Annotated in this window: 23 protein-coding genes; 17 read left to right on the top strand and 6 right to left on the bottom strand. The window is 49.7% G+C overall.

The window, feature by feature from the left end:
• The first annotated feature begins 9 nt into the window (after nucleotides 1-9).
• The 5 genes from B076_RS0108435 to B076_RS0108415 all read left to right on the top strand — a co-directional run bounded on the left by B076_RS0108435 (nucleotide 10) and on the right by B076_RS0108415 (nucleotide 4,432).
• Entirely contained in the window at nucleotides 10-1,785 is a 1,776-nt protein-coding gene (locus B076_RS0108435) for a sugar phosphorylase (protein WP_028486917.1), read from the top strand.
• A 26-nt stretch (nucleotides 1,786-1,811) separates the two neighbouring features.
• Nucleotides 1,812-2,174 (top strand): precorrin-2 dehydrogenase/sirohydrochlorin ferrochelatase family protein, encoded by a 363-nt coding sequence (locus tag B076_RS0108430; RefSeq protein WP_028486916.1) that lies wholly within the window; start codon nucleotides 1,812-1,814, stop codon nucleotides 2,172-2,174.
• 148 nt (nucleotides 2,175-2,322) lie between these two features.
• Nucleotides 2,323-3,261 (top strand): PilZ domain-containing protein, encoded by a 939-nt coding sequence (locus tag B076_RS0108425; protein WP_157753542.1) that lies wholly within the window; start codon nucleotides 2,323-2,325, stop codon nucleotides 3,259-3,261.
• 13 nt (nucleotides 3,262-3,274) lie between these two features.
• Nucleotides 3,275-3,505 carry a (2Fe-2S)-binding protein gene (locus tag B076_RS0108420; protein WP_038150498.1) on the top strand — a complete coding sequence of 77 codons (231 nt, stop codon included), beginning with the start codon at nucleotides 3,275-3,277 and terminating at the stop codon, nucleotides 3,503-3,505.
• Between the two features lie 72 nt (nucleotides 3,506-3,577).
• A complete protein-coding gene (locus B076_RS0108415; RefSeq protein WP_051347262.1) occupies nucleotides 3,578-4,432 on the top strand; it encodes an HAD family hydrolase in 855 nt (284 codons plus the stop codon).
• 142 nt (nucleotides 4,433-4,574) lie between these two features.
• On the opposite strand, the gene B076_RS12525 is transcribed toward B076_RS0108415, so the two are convergent.
• From B076_RS12525 to queE, 6 genes are all read right to left on the bottom strand, one after another.
• Nucleotides 4,575-5,471, bottom strand: coding sequence for a metal ABC transporter permease (locus tag B076_RS12525; RefSeq protein ID WP_051347261.1), 897 nt, complete (start codon nucleotides 5,469-5,471; stop codon nucleotides 4,575-4,577).
• Complete coding sequence (locus B076_RS0108405) at nucleotides 5,461-6,810, bottom strand: metal ABC transporter permease (protein ID WP_028486912.1); 1,350 nt, start codon at nucleotides 6,808-6,810, stop codon at nucleotides 5,461-5,463. Before B076_RS0108405 ends, B076_RS12525 begins: the two co-directional genes overlap by 11 nt.
• 15 nt (nucleotides 6,811-6,825) lie before the next feature.
• On the bottom strand, nucleotides 6,826-7,620 hold the full coding sequence (locus B076_RS0108400; protein WP_028486911.1) for a metal ABC transporter ATP-binding protein: 795 nt from the start codon (nucleotides 7,618-7,620) through the stop codon (nucleotides 6,826-6,828).
• A gap of 13 nt (nucleotides 7,621-7,633) precedes the next feature.
• A complete protein-coding gene (locus B076_RS0108395; RefSeq protein ID WP_028486910.1) occupies nucleotides 7,634-8,563 on the bottom strand; it encodes a metal ABC transporter solute-binding protein, Zn/Mn family in 930 nt (309 codons plus the stop codon).
• 223 nt (nucleotides 8,564-8,786) lie between these two features.
• On the bottom strand, nucleotides 8,787-10,025 hold the full coding sequence (gene rlmD, locus B076_RS0108390; protein WP_028486909.1) for a 23S rRNA (uracil(1939)-C(5))-methyltransferase RlmD: 1,239 nt from the start codon (nucleotides 10,023-10,025) through the stop codon (nucleotides 8,787-8,789).
• A 50-nt stretch (nucleotides 10,026-10,075) separates the two neighbouring features.
• Entirely contained in the window at nucleotides 10,076-10,720 is a 645-nt protein-coding gene (gene queE / locus B076_RS0108385) for a 7-carboxy-7-deazaguanine synthase (protein WP_028486908.1), read from the bottom strand.
• A 113-nt stretch (nucleotides 10,721-10,833) separates the two neighbouring features.
• Between queE and leuC the strand changes: the two genes are divergently transcribed.
• The 12 genes from leuC (at nucleotide 10,834) to folC (ending at nucleotide 22,241) form a co-directional block, all read left to right on the top strand.
• The gene (leuC, locus tag B076_RS0108380; RefSeq protein WP_028486907.1) at nucleotides 10,834-12,249 is read left to right on the top strand and encodes a 3-isopropylmalate dehydratase large subunit; all 1,416 of its coding nucleotides are present in this window, start codon (nucleotides 10,834-10,836) and stop codon (nucleotides 12,247-12,249) included.
• A gap of 21 nt (nucleotides 12,250-12,270) precedes the next feature.
• Nucleotides 12,271-12,912: a 3-isopropylmalate dehydratase small subunit gene (leuD, locus tag B076_RS0108375; RefSeq protein WP_028486906.1), complete on the top strand. Its 642-nt coding sequence runs from the start codon at nucleotides 12,271-12,273 to the stop codon at nucleotides 12,910-12,912.
• 63 nt (nucleotides 12,913-12,975) lie between these two features.
• Nucleotides 12,976-14,049: a 3-isopropylmalate dehydrogenase gene (gene leuB, locus B076_RS0108370; RefSeq protein ID WP_028486905.1), complete on the top strand. Its 1,074-nt coding sequence runs from the start codon at nucleotides 12,976-12,978 to the stop codon at nucleotides 14,047-14,049.
• Between the two features lie 24 nt (nucleotides 14,050-14,073).
• On the top strand, nucleotides 14,074-15,054 hold the full coding sequence (locus tag B076_RS0108365; protein WP_028486904.1) for a M23 family metallopeptidase: 981 nt from the start codon (nucleotides 14,074-14,076) through the stop codon (nucleotides 15,052-15,054).
• Nucleotides 14,955-15,410 (top strand): bactofilin family protein, encoded by a 456-nt coding sequence (locus B076_RS13190; RefSeq protein WP_084205739.1) that lies wholly within the window; start codon nucleotides 14,955-14,957, stop codon nucleotides 15,408-15,410. Before B076_RS0108365 ends, B076_RS13190 begins: the two co-directional genes overlap by 100 nt.
• 99 nt (nucleotides 15,411-15,509) lie before the next feature.
• A complete protein-coding gene (locus B076_RS0108355) occupies nucleotides 15,510-16,532 on the top strand; it encodes an aspartate-semialdehyde dehydrogenase (RefSeq protein WP_028486903.1) in 1,023 nt (340 codons plus the stop codon).
• Between the two features lie 46 nt (nucleotides 16,533-16,578).
• Entirely contained in the window at nucleotides 16,579-17,367 is a 789-nt protein-coding gene (gene truA, locus B076_RS0108350; protein ID WP_028486902.1) for a tRNA pseudouridine(38-40) synthase TruA, read from the top strand.
• 8 nt (nucleotides 17,368-17,375) lie between these two features.
• Nucleotides 17,376-18,011 carry a phosphoribosylanthranilate isomerase gene (locus B076_RS0108345; RefSeq protein ID WP_245566343.1) on the top strand — a complete coding sequence of 212 codons (636 nt, stop codon included), beginning with the start codon at nucleotides 17,376-17,378 and terminating at the stop codon, nucleotides 18,009-18,011.
• Complete coding sequence (gene trpB / locus B076_RS0108340) at nucleotides 18,008-19,213, top strand: tryptophan synthase subunit beta (protein WP_028486900.1); 1,206 nt, start codon at nucleotides 18,008-18,010, stop codon at nucleotides 19,211-19,213. The genes B076_RS0108345 and trpB overlap by 4 nt, the downstream gene beginning before the upstream one ends.
• A 9-nt stretch (nucleotides 19,214-19,222) precedes the next feature.
• Nucleotides 19,223-20,041: a tryptophan synthase subunit alpha gene (gene trpA / locus B076_RS0108335; RefSeq protein WP_028486899.1), complete on the top strand. Its 819-nt coding sequence runs from the start codon at nucleotides 19,223-19,225 to the stop codon at nucleotides 20,039-20,041.
• A 15-nt stretch (nucleotides 20,042-20,056) separates the two neighbouring features.
• The gene (accD, locus tag B076_RS0108330; protein ID WP_028486898.1) at nucleotides 20,057-20,911 is read left to right on the top strand and encodes an acetyl-CoA carboxylase, carboxyltransferase subunit beta; all 855 of its coding nucleotides are present in this window, start codon (nucleotides 20,057-20,059) and stop codon (nucleotides 20,909-20,911) included.
• Between the two features lie 28 nt (nucleotides 20,912-20,939).
• Nucleotides 20,940-22,241: a bifunctional tetrahydrofolate synthase/dihydrofolate synthase gene (gene folC / locus B076_RS0108325; RefSeq protein WP_028486897.1), complete on the top strand. Its 1,302-nt coding sequence runs from the start codon at nucleotides 20,940-20,942 to the stop codon at nucleotides 22,239-22,241.
• Nucleotide 22,242: the final 1 nt, after the last annotated feature.

Genomic DNA, 22,242 nt, shown 5'->3' with positions numbered 1-22,242 from the left:
GAGGAAAGTATGTCGGATTCGATATTGAATCGTATTAAAACCAGAATGACTAAAATTTATGGTGATGATCAAGCGCAAGCGCATTTTGAGCGAATGAAAACTCTGATTGAGTCTTACCAGGATTCTTCAGAAAGTGGGGAAAAAGCCTCTCGCTGGACTCAAGAAGATGTGGTGTTGATTACCTATGGAGATTCGATCGTTCAGGAGGGGGTTGAGCCTCTGGAAACGTTGCAGTTGTTTCTCAAGACTTACATCAAAAAGGCAATCAATAACGTACATATTTTACCTTTCTTTCCATACAGTTCGGATGATGGGTTTTCGGTAATCGATTACACCATGGTCAACCCGGACTTGGGTGACTGGCATCATATCGAAGCTCTGGAAAAAGAGTATGATTTGATGTTTGATCTGGTCATCAATCACATTTCACGTGAAAGTCTATGGTTTACCGACTATAAGGCCAATATCCCTCCCTATAACCAGTTCTTTGTGGAGATGGAAGGGCATGAGGATGTGTCTCAAGTCACCCGGCCGCGCAATACGCCATTGCTGGTTCCCGCTTATACGCACCGGGGGCGCAAGATGGTATGGGCCACGTTCAGTGCCGATCAGATCGACCTTAACTTTCAAAACCCAGAAGTGTTGTTGAAAATGGTTGAGGTGTTATTGATGTACTTGCAAAAGGGCGCACGTATTATCCGTCTGGATGCCATTGCCTATCTTTGGAAGCAGTTGGGGAGCAACTGCATACATTTGCCCCAGACCCATGAAGTGGTGAAATTGCTGCGTGATGTGATGACTTGTGTCAAGCCTGAAACCATTCTGCTCACTGAAACGAATGTTCCCCATCAAGAGAACCTTTCCTATTTCGGCGAACAGGATGAAGCGCACATGGTCTATCAGTTTTCGCTGGCACCACTAGTGCTTCACGCCCTCCATCGTGGAGACGGGTCTTATTTGACGCAGTGGGCGCAGGAGTTGGAAGCGCCTCCTGAGGGGTGTACCTTCTTGAACTTCACCGCCTCCCATGATGGTATCGGTGTGCGCCCAGTGGAAGGCATTTTGCCGGAACGTGAAGTTGAGGATCTGATTACCAGCATGCATCGTTTGGGTGGCTTTGTGACCATGAAGTCCAACCCGGATGGAACGGAAAGCCCTTATGAAATTAACATCGCGCTGTTCAGCGCTTTCCGTGAAACCTACCACTCCAACGGTCCTGATCAATGGCAGGTGGAGCGTTTTATCTGTTCTCAGAACATCATGATGACTTTGCAGGGCATTCCTGCTTTTTACATCCACAGTCTGGTGGCCACACCAAGTGACCGTGATGGGGTGGAGAAAACCGGAAGAACCCGTTCAATTAACCGCAAAAGCTGGGATTTCGAGTACCTGAAGGCTTTAATTGAAAGTGGACGAACTTCTAACGCCGAGGTCATCAAACGCCTCACCAATATTCTGCAACGCCGCAAAAAACACAAAGCTTTCCACCCGGATACGCCGCAGACCGTGCTTGATTTGGGTGGGGGGTTTTTTGCTTTGTGGCGTGACGGTGAGGGTTTGAGGTTCCCGTTGCTGGCGGTACATAATTTGACCAGTGAAATCAAAATGCTGGACTTGACTGGTATTGAAGGTATGGAACGTTTCTCCTACTGGACCAACCTGCTGGATAACAGTGGGGTGGCCTCATCGGAGACCAATTATGTGCTCCAGCCTTATCAGTCGGTTTGGTTGATGCCGGAAACCGTGGACGATGTGTCGGCTTTGTGGGCACCTTATACCGATTAGAAGCACCTCGCTTCGGGAGAGTTGTTATGGAGCATTTACCCATTCTTGTTAACCTCAAAGGAAAACACTGTTTGGTCGTAGGCGGTGGAGAGGAGGCCGCAAATAAAGCGGATTTGCTCATCCGGGCGGGGGCGATTTTGACCGTGATTGCGCCGCACATGAGTGAAGCCATGCGCAAGCACCTTTCTGCGGGACATATTGTTTGGGATATCGAGCAGTTTTCCGCCGAGGCGATGTCGCATGTTCCAAGGCCTTGTTTTGTGGTCAGTGTGGCCGAGAATGCGAGCATTAACCGTGCAGTGGCGCGATATTGCCAGCAACACCACATTCTGGTGAGTCTGCTAGGCGAGCGTGAACAGAGCAACTTCTTATTCTTTAACGAGGATTAATCCCTGGCTTTGACAGCCTTCACTGTTCATTTGCATCTTGATTGACGGATGTGTGCCCATTGTGATTGGCGTCAGGCCGATTATGTTTTGCTAAGATTCCGAGTTTTTCGTATAGTAGAGCCAGTTTATTGAAAACGGGGAATGAAGGTTGAAGCAGGAAAAACGTCGGTTCTTTCGAGTGGATGTCTCTTTGCCCTTGTATGTGCTTTCATTGCCGCAGTCGGGAGTCGGTTCAGAGAATTTCAAACAGTCGATTCTGCCTGAACAGCACATGCAACAGTTTGAGCAAGCGGCTGCGGCGCTTAGAGTGTTGTTCACCGATGAACGTCACATCGCCAATGGTGCGGTTGCACTGTTTGATGAGTTCAATCAGCGAATCGACTTTATGGCCTGGCTCTTGACCCAGCTGATTGAAAAGAAATCCCCCAAAGCACACCCTGAATTTTTAACCCGTTTGCATCAAGACCGTGAGATTGTCGCACCACAAAGCGGACGAGCTTCTAAGGTTTTTCCACTGATTGAAGCTCTGCACCAACGCATCGACCAGTTGGTTGAAAGCTTGTTAAGTCTGATTGATCGGAATCTGGAGGGCGAAACGGTGTTTTATGCCGAATCGGATTTTCCGCTTTTTTCCGGAGAGGATTATTTGCATAATCTGTCGGTATTGGCGAGTCAGGGAAACTGGTTGTCGCAGGTGTTGACACACCTGATCAGCAAGCTCAATGTCTATGAAGTTGCTTATCATAATCTCAAAAAAGTCAGTCCAATCATTCCGATGCCACAAAACTGGCCGGTGCAATCGGTGGATTTGAGTCGGGGCGGCATGGCTTTTGATTCATCAAGTCATTTCAAATTGCATCAGAAGGTGTGCATTTTGATGGAGATTGAGGGGCGTGTATTGCTGGTGTATGCCCAGGTCGTCTATGTCAATTCCCCAACTTCCGAGCCGCTCCAGAGCCTTTCAGTTCAAGATGAAAATCAGCGGGTTGCGTTCCAGTTTGAAGGTTTGAGTGAAGAGGATGCGGCTTCCATTACCCGTTTTGTCACGGCTCAGGAATTGGCTTTGGCGCATCCGCATCAAAAGTGAAGGTGAAAAATTAATGATGACTCAAAATGCCTCAAATTCCAAGTCTCTGGATCAAACTCTAGTGCAGGTATGCAGCTGTTACGATGTGTCTCGTGCCGAAGTCCTTACAGCGATTCAAGAAGGGGTAAAGAGCGTCGAACAGGTCAGCGATTTGACCTATGCATGCCAAGGCTGCGGCGGCTGCCGTCCTTTGATAGAAGGTTTGATAGCCCAGGCCGAAACCGTTAGAATTCAAAAACCATGATAGGACCTTTGTTTAATTTGGACAGGCCTGTTGATTTTCCTTTAACGGCATAAGCGCTAACCGATTGAATCTATGAGTCAACTCTCTAATCAGCAAAATTCCACCTTTGATAAAACCCATCCCATCAAGTTGGTGGTCTCGGATTTGGACGGTACCTTGTTGAATCAGGATCATAAACTGACCGCCAGAACCATTTCCGCCGTCAACAAGCTGGTTGAACGGGGAGTGCAATTTATGTTTGCGACCGGGCGGCATTATCAGGATGTGTATTTGATTGCCCAGAAACTTGGGGTCGAGATGAGCCTGATTACCTCAAACGGAGCCAGAGTGCATGATGCACATGGGCAAATCCTTTACGAAAATCATATTCCTGATGAATTGGTGGCGCAGGTCCTGGCGTTGTCAGAGGGTTTTGAGATTCATCGCAATCTCTATCAGCAGGATTTATGGCTGGTGGAGGAGCCCCATGAAGCTTTGCTGGCGATTCATGACCAATCTGGCTTTGAGTATGAGATGACCGACTTTGCGGATTTGGAGCTCAAGCATATCGACAAGATTTATTTTACAGCGGATCATGAGGTGCTGTTGCCGCTTGAAAAAGCCCTCAAAGAGGCCTTTCATGGGCAATTGAGCATCACTTTCACTTCGCCCGAGTATTTGGAAATCATGAACCTTGGGGTCTCTAAAGGCCGGGCGTTGCAGATGCTGTTGACGCAAAACGGCATTCTACCCGAGGAGACGGTGGCTTTGGGGGATGGCATGAATGACAAGGAGATGTTGCAGTTGGTCGGGCATCGCGTGATTATGGAAAACGCCGCCGATTCGGTCAAGGCGCTGTTTGACCAGGCCAATTATGCACCATCCAACTCCGAAGAAGGGGTGGCGCAGTATATAGAGCAGGTTTTGCTGCCTCAACTGGAACCTTGAGACTTTTTTAGGAGCCTCTGATTGAATCAGAGCTTCCTTAACCAGGCCTGCTGGTTTTTAAAATCGCGTTTTAAGGTTTGTTTCTAGTCTTATGTCTTCTTTGATGTCTTTTATCTCGTTTACATCTTTTGTATTGGAATGCCTAGGCTTTTTCCAATAGCGTCGCCTTTCCTTGTCTGCGAAGACGTATTTTATGAACCTGCAAACCGAGGATGGTAAGGCCCAATAACACGCCGGAGGTGACGGCGATCGATGCCGAAATCGCACTGTCCAATGCATAGGCCAGTGCATAGCCGATCAAGACGGCAGATTGTGCATAAATCACGGCGAGCCAGAGCATGTTTTTAAGGGTTGAAGCCAGCAAGTAGGCACTGCTTGCCGGTATGACCAATAACGCGACCACCAATATGGCACCGACGGCGTCAAAAGAGGCGACGGTTGTCAAAGAGACCAGGGTCATCAGGAAATAGTGCCAGAAGACCACATTGATTCCGAGCGAGAGTGCCAAGCTGGGATGAAAGGCGACGGTCTGCAGGCGGTTGAAAGCCACCAGAATGCTGGCCAGAACAATCACAAAAACCACGCTGATCATCCAGAAGGCCCTGGGACCGATATCCAGTCCCTGTTCGGACGAGCCCCAGATGATGGTGTCAAATGGCACAAAGGCGATTTCCCCATAGAGCACGCATTCCTGATCCAAGTCCACTTGGCCAGCATAGAGGGATATCAAAATAACCCCAATGGCAAAAAACAAAGTGAAGACGATGCCGATACTGGCGTCACTTTGCAGTTTGCCGACCTTGTGTAAGGTATCGCTCAACCAGGCCGTTATTAGGCCGATGATCACTGCGCCGGCGAGCATGACCGGCAGGGAGCGGCTTTCCGAAATCAGGAAGGCGAGCACAATGCCCAGTAATACCGAATGGCTGATGGCGTCGCCCATCAGTGCCTGACGACGTAAAATTAAAAATACCCCGACTAGGGCGCAGGAGATCGCGACCAAAGAGGCGGTGGCTAAAATCCACACATCATTTATCACGACTCATGCCCTCCGTGTTTTCAGGTATCGGATTGCCGTGTGGGTCGGATTTCCGGTTTTTCAGTTCGGCTTCAAGTTGCCATTCCTGTTCCTGGGTGAGGATGTGCTCGATCCGTTCCGCCTGAGAATGCACCTGGTCGGCAGGCAAGTCCATATATTGATTCAGGTAATTTTCCCACAGGCGGTGGCGACGCGTGAGCTGAGTGGCGATTTCCAACCCCTCTTTGCTCAGGCAAAAGCCGCGCATGGATTCCCGAATCATCTGTTTTTTGCATAAATGCTTTAGAGTATCTTTGAGCATGTCGGTCGGCATGCTGCGCAAGGCTTGTATATCGGCGATATTGAAATCATTTTGCTCAAACTGTCGTCGCTCATAGAGTTTGTAAAGGGTTCTTAAGACGTTTTCCTCGGAGACTTTTTGACGCAGTTGGCGTTGTTGCCAATAGCGTTTGATCAGGCCTCGACTTGGCGCAAACAGTAAAGAGAGCAGAAAGAGACTGGCCAAGCTGACAACCATCCACGGTCCGGTTGGCATGGCTGGCGCTAAATAAGAAATTTGCGTGCTGATCAAGGCGCTTAAGGCACCAAAAAAAGCAGACAGAAAGAGAATGGTCGTGAGTTGATCACTCCAGAAACGCGCGGCCGCTATGGGTGTGAGCAAGACGGCCGCCATCAGAACCACGCCGACCAATTGCAGTCCCACCACCACAGACATGACAATCAGCAAGGCCAGTAAAAGCTCATATAAGGCCACAGGCACACCCAGACTGCGGGCATAAATGGCACTGAAAGCAATTAATCGGAACTTCTGGAAAAAGGCCGTGACCGCCACCAATATAAACACCGTTACATAAGCCAGTAAGGTGATGTCTTGCTGGGTCATGGCGGCGGCTTGCCCAAAGAGGATTTTATCCAGCCCGCTTTTGTTTTCTACTTGCAGGCCTTGAATGTGGGAGAGTAGCATCAGACCCAACGCGAAGAAGAAGGACAGGGTGATCGCCAGTGCGGTGTCCGGTTTGATTTTGGTATTTTTGGGCAGCCAGTCGATTAGAAAGAAGCCTATGAAACTGCTGGTTAGGGCTCCCAGAAACATGACTAAAGGATCGCGGGTTTGAAACAGCAGAAAGGCCATCATCACCCCTGGAAGGGCGGCGTGAGCCAGGGCATCTCCAATCAATGAGCGTTTTCTTAAAAAGGCAAAGCCGCCGATGACCGAAGCACTCATGCCCAGCAGGATACTGCCCATCAGCACCCACAAAGCGTTCATGTCTTCAAAGGACCAGAACTCAATGAGCAGCTCCCAAGTGCCTGGTTGTTGGATCAGATTCCATTCTTGCATAGCGGATAACGGCCTCTAATCGTGTTTGTGAGCTTGGTTGAGGCGTGTGCGATACATCTGCTCGGTGAGGTCGTTGAGCAGGGATAAACGTCCGCCATAGGTTTTGTTGAGATTTTCCTTGGTAAGGACACTCTCCACCGGGCCGGCGGCCACCAGTCGGGCATTGATGAAAATGATCCAGTCAAAATACTCTCCGACCGTGTTCAGGTCGTGGTGCACGCAGACAATGGTTTTTCCTTGCGCTTTTAGGTTCTTGAACAGTTCGATGATGGCTTTTTCCGTGGCCACATCGACGCCAGCAAAAGGCTCATCCATCAGGTAGAGGCTGGCTTGTTGCGCCAGAGCGCGCGCCAAGAAAACCCTTTGTTGTTGCCCGCCAGAAAGCTGGCTGATTTGACGGTCTTTAAACTCCCACATTTGCAGGTCTTTAAGCGCCTGTTCGGCAATTTCATGGTCGAGTTTTGAAGGCCTTTGCCAGAGTTTGAGCTGACCGTGGCGACCCATCAGAACGACGTCCATGACTTTGATCGGGAAATCCCAGTCAATTTCCTCGCGTTGCGGCACGTAGGCCGTGGCCAGGCGTTTTTGCGCCAGCGGTTCGCCAAAGAATTTGACTTCGCCTTCCATTAGCGGTTCCAGTCCCATGATGCCTTTGAGCAGGGTAGATTTGCCCGCACCGTTAGGGCCAACGATGGCGATGGTTTTGCCTTCGGGAATCTCAAAACTCACATCCGTCAATACCGGCTTGTATTGGTACCGCATATTGAGGTTGTTGACTGAAATCGGGGAGGGTCGAGTGGTTTGCGTCATTCAGGTCAGGCTCCTAAGGGGTTGGTTTTGATTGGCCTTTCAAGGCACTGACGATGGTGTTGACGTTGTGTTTTACCATGCCTAAATAGGTACCTTCCTCGGTGTCGGGAAGGCCCATGGCGTCAGAAAACAGTTCTCCTCCGATTTTGAGCTGATGCCCTTCAGCTTCGACTCCTTCAACCAAAGAGTTGATGAAACGCGGCGAGACGGAGGATTCAACAAATACCGCCTTCACCTGATTGGCAACAATCACCTCTTTAAGTTGTTTGATGTCCTGCAAACCAAATTCCGAAGCGGTGCTGATTCCTTGCAAGCCCATGACCTTGATTTGATAGGCCTGCCCAAAATAGCCGAACGCGTCATGGGCGGTAATCAGAATGCGTTGTGCTTCGGGAATGCTCGCAACTTGCTGGGCCGCCCATAAGTTCAAGGCTTCCAGTTTGTCAAAATAGAGATTGGCATTCGCCGTGAAAAGCACACTTTTGTCCGGTTCATGTTTGTTAAGCAACTCCAGAACACGTTCTCCCGCTTGTTTCCATAGTAATACGTCAAACCAGATGTGCGGGTCGGGATATTGGCCGTGATGCAGAATGCGGTTTTTCGGCAACTTCTCGGATATGGCATAAACTGGTTTTTTACGTGCCATTTTTTCAAAAATATCCTGCATCTTGCCTTCCAGATGCAAGCCGTTATAGAAAATGATATCGGCTTTCATCAGTTTGCGCAGATCCCCTTGTGTGGCTTTGTAAAGGTGGGGGTCGACTCCGGTGTTCATTAAGGCGGTCACCTCCACTTCATCTCCGCCGATGTTCTGGGTCAGGTCTGCAATCATGCCTGTGGTGGTCACGATATTGAGTTTCGCTTGGGCGTTGATGCTTGCAAACAGCATGGCAAGGCAAAGTGAAATAAGGGTGATTTGTTTATTCAGTGTTGTTTTTAACATATTGGTGTTCAGTTCTTTATTGATTGGCTAACGGCAAAAAAGCGAAAGCTTATCTTTTTAAAAGTCGCGACTAACTAAAAAGTTAGTTTAAGCTAATTAATATTTTAGATAAAACTATATCACTGATTAAGTTGTTTTGAAATAGTGGGGGGGTGAGTTTGCAAAAAAAGAGGCTCAAAATTGACCGCCTCTCACTTTGAATTCAATAGAGGTGTTTGAAAGTTTAAAACTTGAAGATGTCGCGTTTGGGTTTGCGGATTTTGGCTTTTTTGGTTTTTCTGAGCTGCACCATGACTTCGGTGTGGGTGGTATGCGGGAACATGTCGATCATGCAGGCTTGGCTGAGTTGATAGCCGTAGGCTTCCAGCTCCTTGATGTCACGGATCAAGGTCGCAGCATTGCAGGAAACGTACACAATGATCTCGGCTTTGAGGTGTGACAATTGTTTGCAAATTTCAAAAGCGCCTTGTCGGCCTGGATCAAGCAGGATGCGTTGGTAACTCTGTTTTTTGAACCAAGGCTTTGAACGGAAGTCGTCAAACAGATCGGCTTTGTGGAAGTTGGCGTTCTCTAAGCCATTTTGGTCAGCATTGTCGCTGGCGTACTCAACCAGCTCGGCAACGCCTTCAATGCCGGTGACTTGGTGGACGTGCTGGGCGATCGGCAAGGTGAAGTTGCCGACCCCGCAGAAGAGATCCAATACCCGGTGTTCGGGTTGCAATTCAAGCCACTCCAGAGCTTGTTCGACCATTTGCACATTGACTTGACGGTTGACCTGAATGAAGCCGTCTTGAGGGAAGTTGAGTTTGAGTCCATTGAGCTTATAAAAAGGTTGGCTACCGCTTGGCTCGTTAAGCCCAAATACGCCATTGTCGGCTTCCACAAGTGTGAGTTCTTTGTAGTTGCGGCTGGCTTGTTCCAATAAAATTGGGCGATGCTTTTGGATGGCTTGGTTGAGTGGGGCGCTCAGTATGGGGCAGGATTCGATATCCACCAGCTCGTTGGATTCCTTTTGGCGAAATCCGAGTTTGGCGACCTTATCCTTTTTACCAATGGCCAGGCCAAGACGTGCCCGCCGACGATAGCCTCGGTCGGACGCGCTAATGGGCTCGCAGATTGTGCAGTTTTCAGAGTTCACAGACTGGGTCAGTCGTGTTAAGAAGTTTTCGGTTTTCCAGAATTGCTGGGCGGCTACCGACATGTGTTGCAGTTGGCAACCGCCGCAGGTTTGGTAATGAGGGCAAAAGGGCTCGACCCGATCTTTTGACGGAGTGGTGATTTCCAGTAGAGTTGCCTCATCGTATTTGCTGTGCTGGCGTGTGATTCTGGCCTCAATTCGGTCGCCGGGGATGGCTTGATCGACAAACACGGCTTTACCGTCGATTTTGGCCACCCCGCGGCCGTCATGAGTTAAGCCTTCAACGGTTAAGGACGTGGATGAATGGGTAGATGGGTTTTTCATAGGTCTCGTTTGAATTTGAGCAGGCCTGGTAGTTTGTTATGAATGTGCAATCAATCTATTCCAAGCAGTTTATGGGTTTGCAGGCTGAGTTTCCATTGTGGATGCAATAGGCAGTATTGAACCGCCATTTTAATATTGTTTGCGCTGACAGTCGGGTCGGCGTCGTCCATAGGTTGCAAAAAGAAAAAATCGAACGCCAGGTGCGCGACTTTTTCAGGCGGCAGGTCGGTTTGAGGGTAAACCAGTTTGAGTTCCTTGCCATGGTCAAGAAGCAAAGGAGCGTTGGCTTTGGGGCTGACGCAGATCCAATCGATGCCGTCGGGCGCTAATTTGGTACCGTTGGTTTCCACGGCAACTTCAAAACCGTGCTGATGAAGCTTGTCTATCAAGGCTTGGTCAACTTGCAGCAGCGGTTCACCGCCGGTCAGTACGACAAAGGGTGTGGTTTGGGTCTCTTGGGGCCAAAATTGCAATAGGTGCTGACTCAGGGCTTCGGCGTCTGCAAAGCGTCCGCCATTTTGTCCGTCGGTGCCGATGAAATCGGTGTCGCAGAATTGGCAAACCGCCTCCGAACGATCGGCTTCGCGCCCGCTCCAGAGATTGCATTTGCTCATTCTGCAGAATATGGCGGGACGTCCGCTGTGAAACCCTTCACCTTGCAGGGAATAAAAAACCTCTTTGACTGAATAGCTCATAAAACTCTAGCTTGATTGATGAATCTTGGGTGTATTTTACTCTTTAGTCGGCTGGATGAAATGATATAATTCATGACTATTTTTTAAATTTTACGTGAGTTAGGTTGAAAGCGATGCCAGGAAAGACTTTATATGACAAGTTGTGGGATGCTCATGTGGTGCGTCAGGAAGAAGACGGCACCGCGTTGATTTATATTGATCGTCAATTGTTGCATGAAGTGACTTCTCCTCAGGCGTTTGAAGGGCTGCGTTTGGCCAGTCGCAAACCCTGGAGAGTGGACGCGAACCTGGCGACACCGGATCATAATGTGCCAACCACCGATTTGAGTGGCGGCGTGGATTCGATTGTGGATCCTGTTTCACGCATTCAGGTACAAACCTTGGGTATGAATACCAAAGAGTTTGGAATCACCGAATTTGGCATGGGTGATCCGCGTCAAGGCATTGTTCACGTTGTCGGTCCGGAAGAAGGGGCGACTTTGCCGGGTATGACTGTGGTGTGTGGCGATTCCCATACCGCGACTCATGGGGCTTTGGGGGCTTTGGCGCACGGTATCGGTACCTCTGAAGTCGAGCACGTTATGGCTACCCAATGCCTGATTCAGAAAAAAATGAAAAACATGCTGGTCAAAGTGGACGGTGAATTGCAGGCTGGGGTTGGCCCTAAGGATGTCGTTTTGGCGATCATCGGAGCCATCGGCACGGCGGGCGGCAACGGTTGCGCAATCGAGTTTGGCGGGCAGGTGTTCCGTGACATGTCGGTTGAAGGCCGTATGACGGTTTGCAACATGGCCATCGAAGCCGGCGCACGTGTCGGCCTAGTGGCAGTGGATGAGAAGACGATTGAATACGTGAAAGGTCGTCCTTTTGCGCCTACCGCAGAGCAATGGGATGCAGCGGTAGAGGCTTGGCAGGACTTGAAGTCTGACGACGATGCCGTGTTCGACAAAGTCGTTGAAATCGACGGTTCTAAAATTCAGCCGCAGGTTTCTTGGGGCACGTCCCCGGAGATGGTGTTGGATGTAAATGGCAGAATTCCGGATCCGGCGAAAGAAGCGGATTCGGTGAAGGCCGGAGGCATTCAGCGCGCTTTGGATTATATGGGCTTACAGGCCGATATGGCGATATCTGAAATTCCGGTGGATTATGTGTTTATCGGTTCTTGTACCAATTCGCGTATCGAGGACTTTCGAGCCGCCGCCGAAGTGTTGAAAGGTAAAAAAGTCGCTGCGACGGTTGAGCAGGCGTTAGCCGTTCCGGGTTCTGGACTGGTTAAGTTGCAGGCTGAGAAAGAGGGGCTGGATAAAATTTTTATTGAGGCTGGTTTTGAATGGCGCAACCCGGGATGTTCAATGTGCTTGGCGATGAATGCCGATAAGCTTCCGACCGGTAAACATTGTGCCTCCACTTCAAATCGCAATTTCGAAGGACGCCAGGGTGCGGGTGGTCGAACTCACCTGGTAAGTCCTCAAATGGCCGCGGCGGCGGCAGTGGCGGGTCATTTTGTCGATGTGCGTGATTATTTGTAAGCGTGGGAGTGGAGAATAAAGATGGATAAGTTTATCAAGTTTAGCGCAATCGTTGCGCCGATGGATCGCGCTAATGTGGACACGGATGCAATCATTCCGAAGCAGTTTTTGAAGTCAATTAAACGCAGTGGTTTTGGCCCTAACCTATTTGATGAGTGGCGTTATGAAGATGTCGGTGAACCTGGCCAGGATTGCAGTAACCGTCCGTTGAGAAAAGACTTTGTTTTGAATCAGCCGCGTTATCAGGGTGCCAAAATTTTATTGGCGCGTGAAAACTTCGGTTGTGGTTCAAGTCGCGAACACGCGCCATGGGCATTGAAAGACTATGGTTTTGATGTGGTGATCGCGCCTAGTTTTGCGGATATTTTCTTCAATAACTCATTCAAAAACGGAATCTTACCGATTGTGCTGGATGAACAGGTTGTCGACAAGCTGTTTGAAGAGGTTTTTGCTCAAGAGGGGTATGAATTGACCGTCGACTTGGAAGCCCAGAAGCTTGTCAAGCCGAATGGCGAAGCCATAGAATTTGAAGTTGACAGCTTCCGCCGCCATTGTTTGTTGAACGGGCTGGATGATATTGGTCTGACGTTGCAGCATGCGGACGAGATTCGCAGTTATGAAGAAAAACGCAGACAGACTTCACCTTGGATGTTTAACGCTTAGCGTTGTGCCCTAGGCAGAAAACCGAATTTAAAATTTTTGCAGATTAACAGTTGAGAGAGTGAGATGACACAAGAAGTATTGGTATTACCAGGTGATGGAATTGGTCCTGAAATTACGGCCGAAGCGATTAAGGTATTGGAGGCTTTAAAGGTTTCCGATGGTCTGGATATTAATATGACTGAAGATTTGGTGGGCGGTGCCGCTTATGACGTTCACGGCGTGCCTCTTGCGGATGAAACCATGGCGGCGGCCAAGGCGTCTGATGCGGTTCTTTTAGGGGCTGTAGGGGGCTATAAATGGGAGTCGCTTGATATTTCGGTGCGACCCGAGAAGGGTTTGTTGCGCTTGCGTTCCGAGATGGAGTTGTTCGCCAATCTGCGCCCGGCTTTCCTTTATCCTCAATTGGCTTCGGCCTCCACGCTTAAGCCGGAAGTGGTTGCTGGGTTGGATATTCTGATTGTGCGTGAGTTGACCGGCGGCATCTATTTTGGCCAGCCTCGCGGCATTCGTACCTTGGATAATGGTGAGCGCCAAGGGTTTAATACTTATGTCTACTCCGAGTCTGAAATCAAGCGCATCGCGCATGTGGCTTTTCAGGCGGCGATGAAACGCAATAAGAAACTGACTTCGGTCGACAAAGCCAATGTTTTGGAAGTGACTGAGTTGTGGCGTGAAATCGTGGATGATGTCGCCAAAGAATACCCGGAAGTGGAAGTGAAGCACATGTATGTCGATAATGCAGCCATGCAGTTGGTGTTGAATCCAAAGCAGTTTGACGTTATGGTCACGGGTAATATGTTTGGTGATATTTTATCCGATGAGGCCTCTATGTTGACGGGGTCTATCGGCATGCTGGCTTCGGCATCACTGGATGCCAATAATAAAGGTATGTATGAACCGAGTCACGGTTCCGCACCGGATATCGCTGGTCAAAACAAAGCCAACCCATTGGCGACAATCTTGTCGGCCGCGATGATGTTGCGTTACTCTTTGGGGCGCGAAGATCTTGCCGAGAAGATTGAAACTGCAGTTGGGAAAGTATTGGATCAAGGTTTGCGTACCGGCGATATTCATTCTGATGGCAGCCAGTTAGTCACCTGCAGTGAAATGGGGGATGCGGTGGTTGCAGCGCTTTAAGCTGTATACGACTGAGCCGTTTGAATGAGAAATCATTTCACTATCACCATTAGCGATGTGCATGGTGCACGGGATTATTCGTTTAAACAGGTGTTTAAACGATTTGCGTGGATTTTGTTGTTTGGTTTTCTTCTTATTTGGGGAGGAGGCGCTCTAACGATTTGGTGGCTCAGCCATCAGGCCAGTCAGATAGAGAGTCAGCATTTGCAAGCGGTCAAAAGCTACGAGCAGGTGTTAAACGAAAAAAAGAATGACTTTATTCATGTAGCTTCCGAAAAACGATTGCTTGAAGATGAGTTAGCGGAAAAGACTCGACAAGCCGAGTTGCTCGATCAGACGCTTCAGGGGCTGGAAGAGTTGATTGGTACCAGCACCAGTGCAGAAGAACCGGAAAGACCCGTTGAAGAACGGGTGAAGCTGGTTCAGCTAAACACCTTGGGTAAGAGCCTGATGATGGAAATGACCCCAAATGGGCGTCCTGTCGCCAATTTTGTGGGGGTCAGCAGCTCATATGGTTGGCGAACGCATCCGGTTCGTGGAAGCAAACAGTTTCATCGAGGTATTGATTATCGGGGGGAGAAAGGTGCCTCCGTGATTGCCACAGCAGATGGCGTGGTTGAATATGCCGGTTATCACAAGAACAGTGGTTTTGGCAATCTGATCATTCTTTCCCATTCCAATGGGTTTAAAACCCATTACGGCCATTTGAGCCGTTTGGATGTTAAGACCGGACAGCTTGTAAGCCAAGGGGATGTGATTGGTGGGATCGGTTCAACCGGCCTTTCATCCGGTAACCATTTGCATTACGAGGTGTCATTTGTGCAACGTAAACTTAACCCGGCTCCATTTGTCGAGTGGAGTTTGCAGAATTACGACAGCATTTTCCAAGAGGTGGAAGGGGTACCATGGGGATCTTTAAGTCAAGCCGTCAACGAGCGCGTGAAGAGAGTGGAAAAACAATTATTGCGCCGGGGTGTGTCTTTAGCGGCGAATTCAGCGAATTAGGCGGAGCCTTGCATGTGGATGGACGTTTGGATGGCATTATTGACAGTGACTATGACGTATCCATCGGTAAACAGGGTGAAGTCACCGGCTTCGTCAAAGCACGCTCCATCGTGTTGAGTGGCGTTCTGGAAGGCAAGGTAGCCTGCGAACGCATTGATATTTTGGCCTCTGGGAAACTGATCGGTGAATTGATTTGTGGTGAGGTTACCATTGAAGCCGGCGGCAAGTTTATTGGTGAAAGTCGCGAGTTAACGGAAGGGGGGCTGATAGTCAGTTTGCCTGAAGAGCGCAAGCACGTTAATTCAAAAGCCACACTGAATGATTTCTCTGAAAAAGAGAACAGTGAAAACGAATAAGGTGTCAAGCTGAGCGCTGTCCGCTAAGACGGGCAGTGAGATAATTTTAGTATTGAGGCGATTGTGAGTAAATCGTCCAGCAATAAGGAAGAGAAGGTCATGACTAAGTTGTACGATATTGCAGTCGTAGGTGCCACTGGAGCAGTGGGCGAAACCATTTTAAAGGTATTGGAGGAACGCAACTTTCCGGTAGGTAAATTGTATCCTTTGGCGAGCAGTCGCTCAGCCGGAAAAAAACTGCAATTCAACGGGGGTTGGGTCGAAGTACAGGATCTGGAAACATTTGATTTCTCTCAAGTACAGATTGGCCTGTTTTCTCCGGGTGCGAGCGTGTCGGCCGTCTATGCGCCAAAAGCTGCGGAAGCCGGTTGTGTGGTGGTTGATAACACCTCACAATTCCGTTACGACGATGACATTCCACTGGTTGTGCCTGAAGTTAACCCGGAAGCGGTCGCCGATTATAAGACTCGCGGAATCATTGCGAATCCTAACTGCTCAACCATCCAAATGCTGGTCGCCTTGAAGCCGATTTACGATACGGTCGGCATCAAACGCATCAACGTGGCCACCTATCAAGCGGTTTCCGGAACTGGAAAGGACGCCATTGAAGAGTTGGCACAGCAGACAGCAGATTTGTTGAACATGAAGCCGGTTCAGGCGAAAGTCTATCCTAAGCAGATTGCCTTTAACTGCATTCCGCAAATTGATGTATTCATGGAAAACGGATACACCAAAGAAGAGATGAAAATGGTCTGGGAGACCAAAAAAATCATGCAGGATGAGAGCATCTTAGTGAATCCAACCGCTGTTCGAGTTCCGGTTTTTTACGGCCACAGTGAAGCGGTGCATATTGAAACCGACAAAAAAATTACTGCTGAACAGGCCAAGACGCTTTATTCAGAAATGGAAGGCGTGGTGCTGATCGATGAACATGTTGACGGGGGCTATCCAACCGCAGTAACTGATGCGGCCGATACCAATCCGGTTTATATCGGACGTATTCGTGAAGACATCACTGTCGAAAATGGACTGAACTTGTGGGTGGTCGCGGACAATGTCCGTAAAGGCGCTGCCACCAATACAGTACAGATTGCCGAGTTGCTGATTGAAAAGTATCTGTAAGCCAGTTGGCGCTTTGGCGAGGTTGATGATTTTTAGGCGATGACAATTGCATAATCGAATTGCTTTGGGTGTTGAATACCAGGGAACACATTATTGTGGCTGGCAGCGACAGTCGCATTGTGAGTCGGTTCAAGGTCTGGTAGAGCAGGCCTTGGCTCGAATTGCTGCCGAGCCCGTGGATGTGCACTGTGCCGGTCGAACCGATACTGGGGTTCATGCAGTCGGTCAGGTGGTGCACTTTGAAACCAGCGTTCAACGGCCGCTTAAAGCCTGGGTACAGGGAGTGAATACTAACTTGCCTGGAAATATTCGGGTGGCCTGGTCTAAAGTGGTTGCGCATGACTTTCATGCTCGGTTTTCAGCGGTTGCCCGCCAGTATCGTTATGTGATTTTCAATCGTAAGGTGCATTCTGCGGTATTGGCGGACAGAGTCACGTGGGAAGAGCGTCCCTTGGATGAACGAAATATGCATTTAGCCGCTCAGGCACTGATTGGTGAACAGGATTTCTCTTCTTTTCGAGCCGCGGCCTGTCAAGCATCCCATGCCAGGCGTAATGTTCAGTCCGTGGAGGTCAGTCGCCGAGGCGATTTCGTTTTTATAGATATTCAGGCCAATGCTTTTTTACATCACATGGTCCGCAATATCAGCGGCACCTTGATGAAAATTGGTCGGGGCGAAAAGCCGATTGAATGGGTGGACGAACTTTTACAGCTTGAGGACCGAACCCAGGCGGCGGCCACTGCGCCGGCTTCAGGTTTGTATTTTGTGAATGCGCTCTACCCGGATGAGTATGACATTCCGCTAGTAAAGGTGGATGAGGTACTGTGGCAATGAGTTCAGCAATGAGTTCAGCAATGAGAACACGAGTCAAGATCTGTGGCATCACCTCGGTGGAGGATGGCTTAATGGTGTCAAAAGCCGGAGTCGATGCCATCGGTTTGGTGTTTTATGACCCCAGTCCGCGTCATGTGGAAATTGAGCAGGCCTGTCTTATTGCTAAAGCCATGCCGGCGTTTGTCAGCAAGACCGCCCTGTTTGTGAACCCGGGCGAGCAGTATGTGCGTTCGGTTTTGGAAAACGTCCAGATTGATCTTCTGCAGTTTCATGGTGAAGAGTCCCCTGAGTTTTGCGAGCAGTTTGGTGTGGCTTACATGAAAGCGGTACGCATGCGCGAAGAGACCGATCTGGAAGAGCTGAGCAAATGTTATGCTTCTGCCGCTGGATTGTTGTTGGATGCCTATAAACCGGGTGTTCCGGGGGGGACAGGAGAACAGTTTAATTGGGGCTGGGTGCCGTCTGACTGCGCTTTGCCGATTATCTTGGCGGGTGGATTGACAGCGGAAAATGTCGCACAGGCGATTCGTAAAGTTGGACCTTGGGCCGTGGATGTTTCCGGAGGTGTGGAAGCGACTAAGGGAGTGAAAGCTCCCGACACGGTGAAATTATTTATGCAACAAGTGATGAGTACAGTTGAATGACAGTAGATTTTTCAAAGTTTCCTAACGAACACGGTCATTTTGGGCCTTATGGGGGGATTTTCGCTCCTGAAACTCTGATGGCTGCCTTGGAGCAACTGAATCAGGAATATCAAAGCCTTAAAAATGATTCAGCCTTTTTGAGCGAATTAAGTGACGACTTGCGTGATTACGTCGGACGTCCTACCCCCCTTTATTATGCTCAGCGATGGTCGGAAAGTTTGGGCGGAGCAAAAATCTACCTGAAACGTGAAGATTTGAACCATACCGGTGCCCATAAGGTCAATAACACCATTGGTCAGGCTTTGCTTGCCAAACGTTTGGGTAAAACCCGCATCATTGCCGAAACCGGTGCCGGTCAACATGGCGTAGCCAGTGCGACGGTGGCCGCTCGCTTGGGGTTGGAATGTGTGGTTTATATGGGTGCGGATGACGTGGTTCGACAGGCTCCGAATGTGGCTCGTATGAAGATGCTGGGAGCCAAAGTCGTGGCGGTAGAGTCCGGCACCCGTACACTCAAGGACGCGTTGAATGAAGCCATGCGTGACTGGGTGACGAACGTGGACGATACTTTTTACATTATTGGCACGGTTGCCGGGCCACACCCTTATCCGGCAATGGTACGTGACTTTCAAGCCGTAATCGGCCGCGAAGCGCGACAGCAAGTGCTAGAAAAGGAAGGTAAACTGCCGGATGCCTTGATTGCCTGTGTCGGCGGTGGCTCGAACGCTATTGGACTGTTCCATGAGTTTTTGCCGGATGAAGGCGTGGCCATTTACGGTGTCGAAGCGGCCGGACACGGTCTTGAGACTGGGCAGCATGCGGCACCATTGTGCGCAGGAACTCCAGGGGTTTTACATGGTAACCGTACCTATCTGATGCAGGATAAAAACGGTCAGATTATTGGAACCCATTCCATTTCGGCAGGCCTGGATTATCCCGGAGTAGGGCCGGAGCACGCTTGGTTGAAAGACATTGGACGAGCCAATTATGTGGCGATCGATGACGAAGAAGCCTTGCAGGGATTCAGAGATTTGACCAAGTATGAAGGCATTATCCCCGCCCTGGAGACCAGTCATGCGATCGCTTACGCGACCAAGTTGGCACCGACCATGGACAAGGATCAAGTGATTATCGTGAACCTTTCAGGGCGCGGCGATAAAGATATGAACACCATCGCGCAGATTGAAGGTTTCGAGTTTTAGGATGCAATAATGAGTAGAATTCAAAAAAAGTTTGAGGCTTTGAAAGCCCAAGGTAAAACCGCTTTAATCCCTTATATTACTGCGGGTGATCCTAATCCGAATGCGACAGTTTCGTTGATGCATCTGTTGGTGTCAAAAGGCGCAGACATGATCGAGTTGGGTGTGCCGTTTTCCGATCCGATGGCGGATGGTCCGGTCATTCAAAAGGCGGTTGAACGAGCTCTGAAACACAATGTGAGTTTGGATGACGTGTTGGAGTATGTGCGTGTGTTTCGCGAGCAGGATGAGCACACCCCGGTGATATTAATGGGTTATCTCAATCCGATTGAAGCGGAAGGTTATGAGGCGTTTTCCGCGGCGGCTCAATCGGTTGGTGTAGATGCGGTCTTGACCGTGGACATGCCGCCCGAGGAGAGCATGGGCTATCTGGAAGCCTTGCAAGGGGCAGGTTTGGATCGCGTGTATCTGGTTTCGCCAACCACGCCGGAATCCCGCTTGGCGGCGGTGAATGAAAAAGGCAGCGGTTTCGTTTATTACGTTTCGCTAAAAGGCGTGACCGGATCAAGTGAACTGAATGCGGGTGATGTGGCCGAGCAAGTGAACCGTTTGAGAGGGCGTTTGTCTCTTCCAATCGGCATCGGTTTTGGTATTCGTAATGGTGAAGCGGCCTTTGAAATGGCGCAGTTGGGCGATGCCGTCATTGTCGGCTCTGCTCTGGTGAGTTTGATTGAAGCGAACGCCCATGAAGATTTATATGAAGTTGAACTTGCTTTAGGCAAGAAAATGACAGAATTCCGTGCCGCGATCGATCGCGCAGATGCACAATAAGTTCAGGAGTGAAGCATGAACTGGTTTGAAAAAATCCTACCGAGTATTAAGCAGGTTACCGAACGTAAGAGTTCAGTTCCAGAAGGGCTTTGGACCAAATGTCCCAAGTGTGAAAGCACCTTGTATCGTTCTGAAGTGAAACGTAATCAAGAGGTTTGTCCAAAGTGCAACCATCACATGAGACTGGGTGGCCGTGACCGCCTGCACGTTTTTTTGGACGAAGGTTCAAATCAAGAGATTTCGGCCTCTATTTCACCGGTGGATGCGCTCAAGTTCCGCGATATCAAGAAATATAAGGATCGAATTTCTCAGGCCCAGAAAGCCACGGGTGAAAAGGATGCCCTGATTACCGAAGTCGGTACCATCAATGGTTTGGAAGTGGTGACAGCGGCGTTTGAATTTAAATTCATGGGGGGCTCTATGGGCTCGGTTGTGGGTGAGAAGTTTGTACGTGCCGTCAATGAGGCGATTGAGCGTGAATGTCCGTTTATCTGTTTCTCCGCCAGTGGCGGCGCACGCATGCAGGAAGCCTTGTTTTCTTTAATGCAGATGGCAAAAACCAGTGCCGCTTTGGGTCGGTTGCGTGCCAAAGGTCTGCCTTATATTTCGGTGCTGACCGATCCGACTATGGGGGGCGTTTCGGCGAGTTTTGCCATGCTGGGTGACCTCAATGTGGCTGAACCCAAGGCTTTGATCGGTTTCGCCGGCCCGCGCGTCATTGCACAGACGGTAGGTGAAAAATTGCCGGAAGGCTTCCAGCGCAGTGAATTCTTATTGGAACATGGTGCCATCGATCGAATCATCCACCGACATGACTTAAGAGACGAGTTGTCGAGCATCTGTAAGATGCTGATGAATAAATCCGCTTGATGTTGTTGTCTACCGGAAAATTTTTCGTATGAAAACCCCGTCCCGACAGGACACTTTGCAGACTTGGATCGACTGGCTGTTGGCTTTGCATGCTCAGGAGATCGATCTCGGGCTTGAACGTGTTTCACAGGTCGCACGCCAGCTCAAAGTGGACAGGCCTGCCCCTTTTGTTATCAGTGTGGCCGGTACCAATGGCAAGGGTTCAAGTGTGGCCATGTTGTCAGCCATACTCAAGCAACAGGGGTATCGGGTCGGCACCTACACTTCGCCTCATATTTTACGTTTTAATGAGCGTATTCAAGTGAATGGCGAAATGGTGTCGGATCAGCAGATTGTGGATGCCTTTGTTGAAATAGAAGCGGCTCGTGGTCAGACCAAATTGACCTATTTTGAGTTTTCCACACTGGCCGCGCTGTTGATTTTCAAACAGGCTGATGTTGGCGTGGCGGTGCTTGAAGTGGGCTTGGGCGGGCGTTTGGATGCGGTCAATCTGGTGGATGCCGATGCCGCGCTGATTACGGCGATTGACGTGGATCATATAGAGTGGCTAGGCGATGATCGCGAGCAAATCGCCATCGAGAAAGCCGGAATCACTCGGCCGAATTGCCCGGCGGTGTGTTCTGACCCGCTAGCGCCTGCCAGTTTGTTCGATTACGCCAAAAAACATCAAGTGCCTTTGAAGTGTTTGGGAGTCGATTTTGTCTTTTCCCAAAATGAGCAGGCCTGGTCATTTTCGTTTGCAGGCAATGATGTTCTATCCGCTACATGGCCTTTACCGGCTTTAAAAGGCGGCTTCCAGTTGCAGAACGCCTCTGGGGTGCTCGCCTTATTGTCTGAGGTGTATGATCGTTTACCCGTCAGCCGAAGTTCGGTCGAGCAGGGTTTGACCCAAGTGTCTAATCCCGGACGTTTGCAGGCGTTCTTTTGTGGAGCGCAGTCCTGGCTGGTGGATGTGGCGCACAATCCTCAGTCGGCTAAGGCTTTGGCCGACTATTTGGCCTCTTCTCCCGACAGATCAAAATTTTGCGCGGTGTTTTCGGTATTGAATGATAAAGACAGCAAGCCGATGATACAGTTGATGGCCCCCTGGATTGAGACGTGGTTGATTGCCGACCTGAATATTCCCAGATCGAGCTCGCTGTCGGATTTACACGCGTTGCTGATGGAATGTGGGGTTGCAGAGTCGCACATCAAAAAAATGTCATCCATTGCGGAGGCGGTTTCTGAAGCGAGCGGAATGGATTCTATGCCTGCTCTGGTTTGGGGGTCGTTTTTCACGGTGTCCCAAGCCATGGAGGCACTTAAGGTTCAACAGGACTTAGATTGTTAGA

Source organism: Thiomicrorhabdus chilensis DSM 12352, from assembly GCF_000483485.1.
GTDB classification, from domain to species: Bacteria; Pseudomonadota; Gammaproteobacteria; order Thiomicrospirales; family Thiomicrospiraceae; genus Thiomicrorhabdus; species Thiomicrorhabdus chilensis.
The sequence above is the reverse complement of the archived record's forward strand: the minus strand, read 5'-3'. Positions and strand labels throughout refer to the sequence as shown.

What these genes read in the sequence shown, in the direction of transcription:
- B076_RS0108435 (WP_028486917.1), top strand. Translation starts at nt 10, where the DNA reads ATGTCGGATTCGATATTGAATCGTATTAAAACCAGAATGACTAAAATT.
- B076_RS0108430 (WP_028486916.1), top strand. Translation starts at nt 1,812, where the DNA reads ATGGAGCATTTACCCATTCTTGTTAACCTCAAAGGAAAACACTGTTTG.
- B076_RS0108420 (WP_038150498.1), top strand. Translation starts at nt 3,275, where the DNA reads ATGATGACTCAAAATGCCTCAAATTCCAAGTCTCTGGATCAAACTCTA.
- B076_RS0108415 (WP_051347262.1), top strand. Translation starts at nt 3,578, where the DNA reads ATGAGTCAACTCTCTAATCAGCAAAATTCCACCTTTGATAAAACCCAT.
- B076_RS0108405 (WP_028486912.1), bottom strand. Translation starts at nt 6,810, where the DNA reads ATGCAAGAATGGAATCTGATCCAACAACCAGGCACTTGGGAGCTGCTC.
- B076_RS0108400 (WP_028486911.1), bottom strand. Translation starts at nt 7,620, where the DNA reads ATGACGCAAACCACTCGACCCTCCCCGATTTCAGTCAACAACCTCAAT.
- B076_RS0108395 (WP_028486910.1), bottom strand. Translation starts at nt 8,563, where the DNA reads ATGTTAAAAACAACACTGAATAAACAAATCACCCTTATTTCACTTTGC.
- rlmD (WP_028486909.1), bottom strand. Translation starts at nt 10,025, where the DNA reads ATGAAAAACCCATCTACCCATTCATCCACGTCCTTAACCGTTGAAGGC.
- queE (WP_028486908.1), bottom strand. Translation starts at nt 10,720, where the DNA reads ATGAGCTATTCAGTCAAAGAGGTTTTTTATTCCCTGCAAGGTGAAGGG.
- leuC (WP_028486907.1), top strand. Translation starts at nt 10,834, where the DNA reads ATGCCAGGAAAGACTTTATATGACAAGTTGTGGGATGCTCATGTGGTG.
- leuD (WP_028486906.1), top strand. Translation starts at nt 12,271, where the DNA reads ATGGATAAGTTTATCAAGTTTAGCGCAATCGTTGCGCCGATGGATCGC.
- leuB (WP_028486905.1), top strand. Translation starts at nt 12,976, where the DNA reads ATGACACAAGAAGTATTGGTATTACCAGGTGATGGAATTGGTCCTGAA.
- B076_RS0108365 (WP_028486904.1), top strand. Translation starts at nt 14,074, where the DNA reads ATGAGAAATCATTTCACTATCACCATTAGCGATGTGCATGGTGCACGG.
- B076_RS13190 (WP_084205739.1), top strand. Translation starts at nt 14,955, where the DNA reads ATGGGGATCTTTAAGTCAAGCCGTCAACGAGCGCGTGAAGAGAGTGGA.
- B076_RS0108355 (WP_028486903.1), top strand. Translation starts at nt 15,510, where the DNA reads ATGACTAAGTTGTACGATATTGCAGTCGTAGGTGCCACTGGAGCAGTG.
- B076_RS0108345 (WP_245566343.1), top strand. Translation starts at nt 17,376, where the DNA reads ATGAGTTCAGCAATGAGAACACGAGTCAAGATCTGTGGCATCACCTCG.
- trpB (WP_028486900.1), top strand. Translation starts at nt 18,008, where the DNA reads ATGACAGTAGATTTTTCAAAGTTTCCTAACGAACACGGTCATTTTGGG.
- trpA (WP_028486899.1), top strand. Translation starts at nt 19,223, where the DNA reads ATGAGTAGAATTCAAAAAAAGTTTGAGGCTTTGAAAGCCCAAGGTAAA.
- accD (WP_028486898.1), top strand. Translation starts at nt 20,057, where the DNA reads ATGAACTGGTTTGAAAAAATCCTACCGAGTATTAAGCAGGTTACCGAA.
- folC (WP_028486897.1), top strand. Translation starts at nt 20,940, where the DNA reads ATGAAAACCCCGTCCCGACAGGACACTTTGCAGACTTGGATCGACTGG.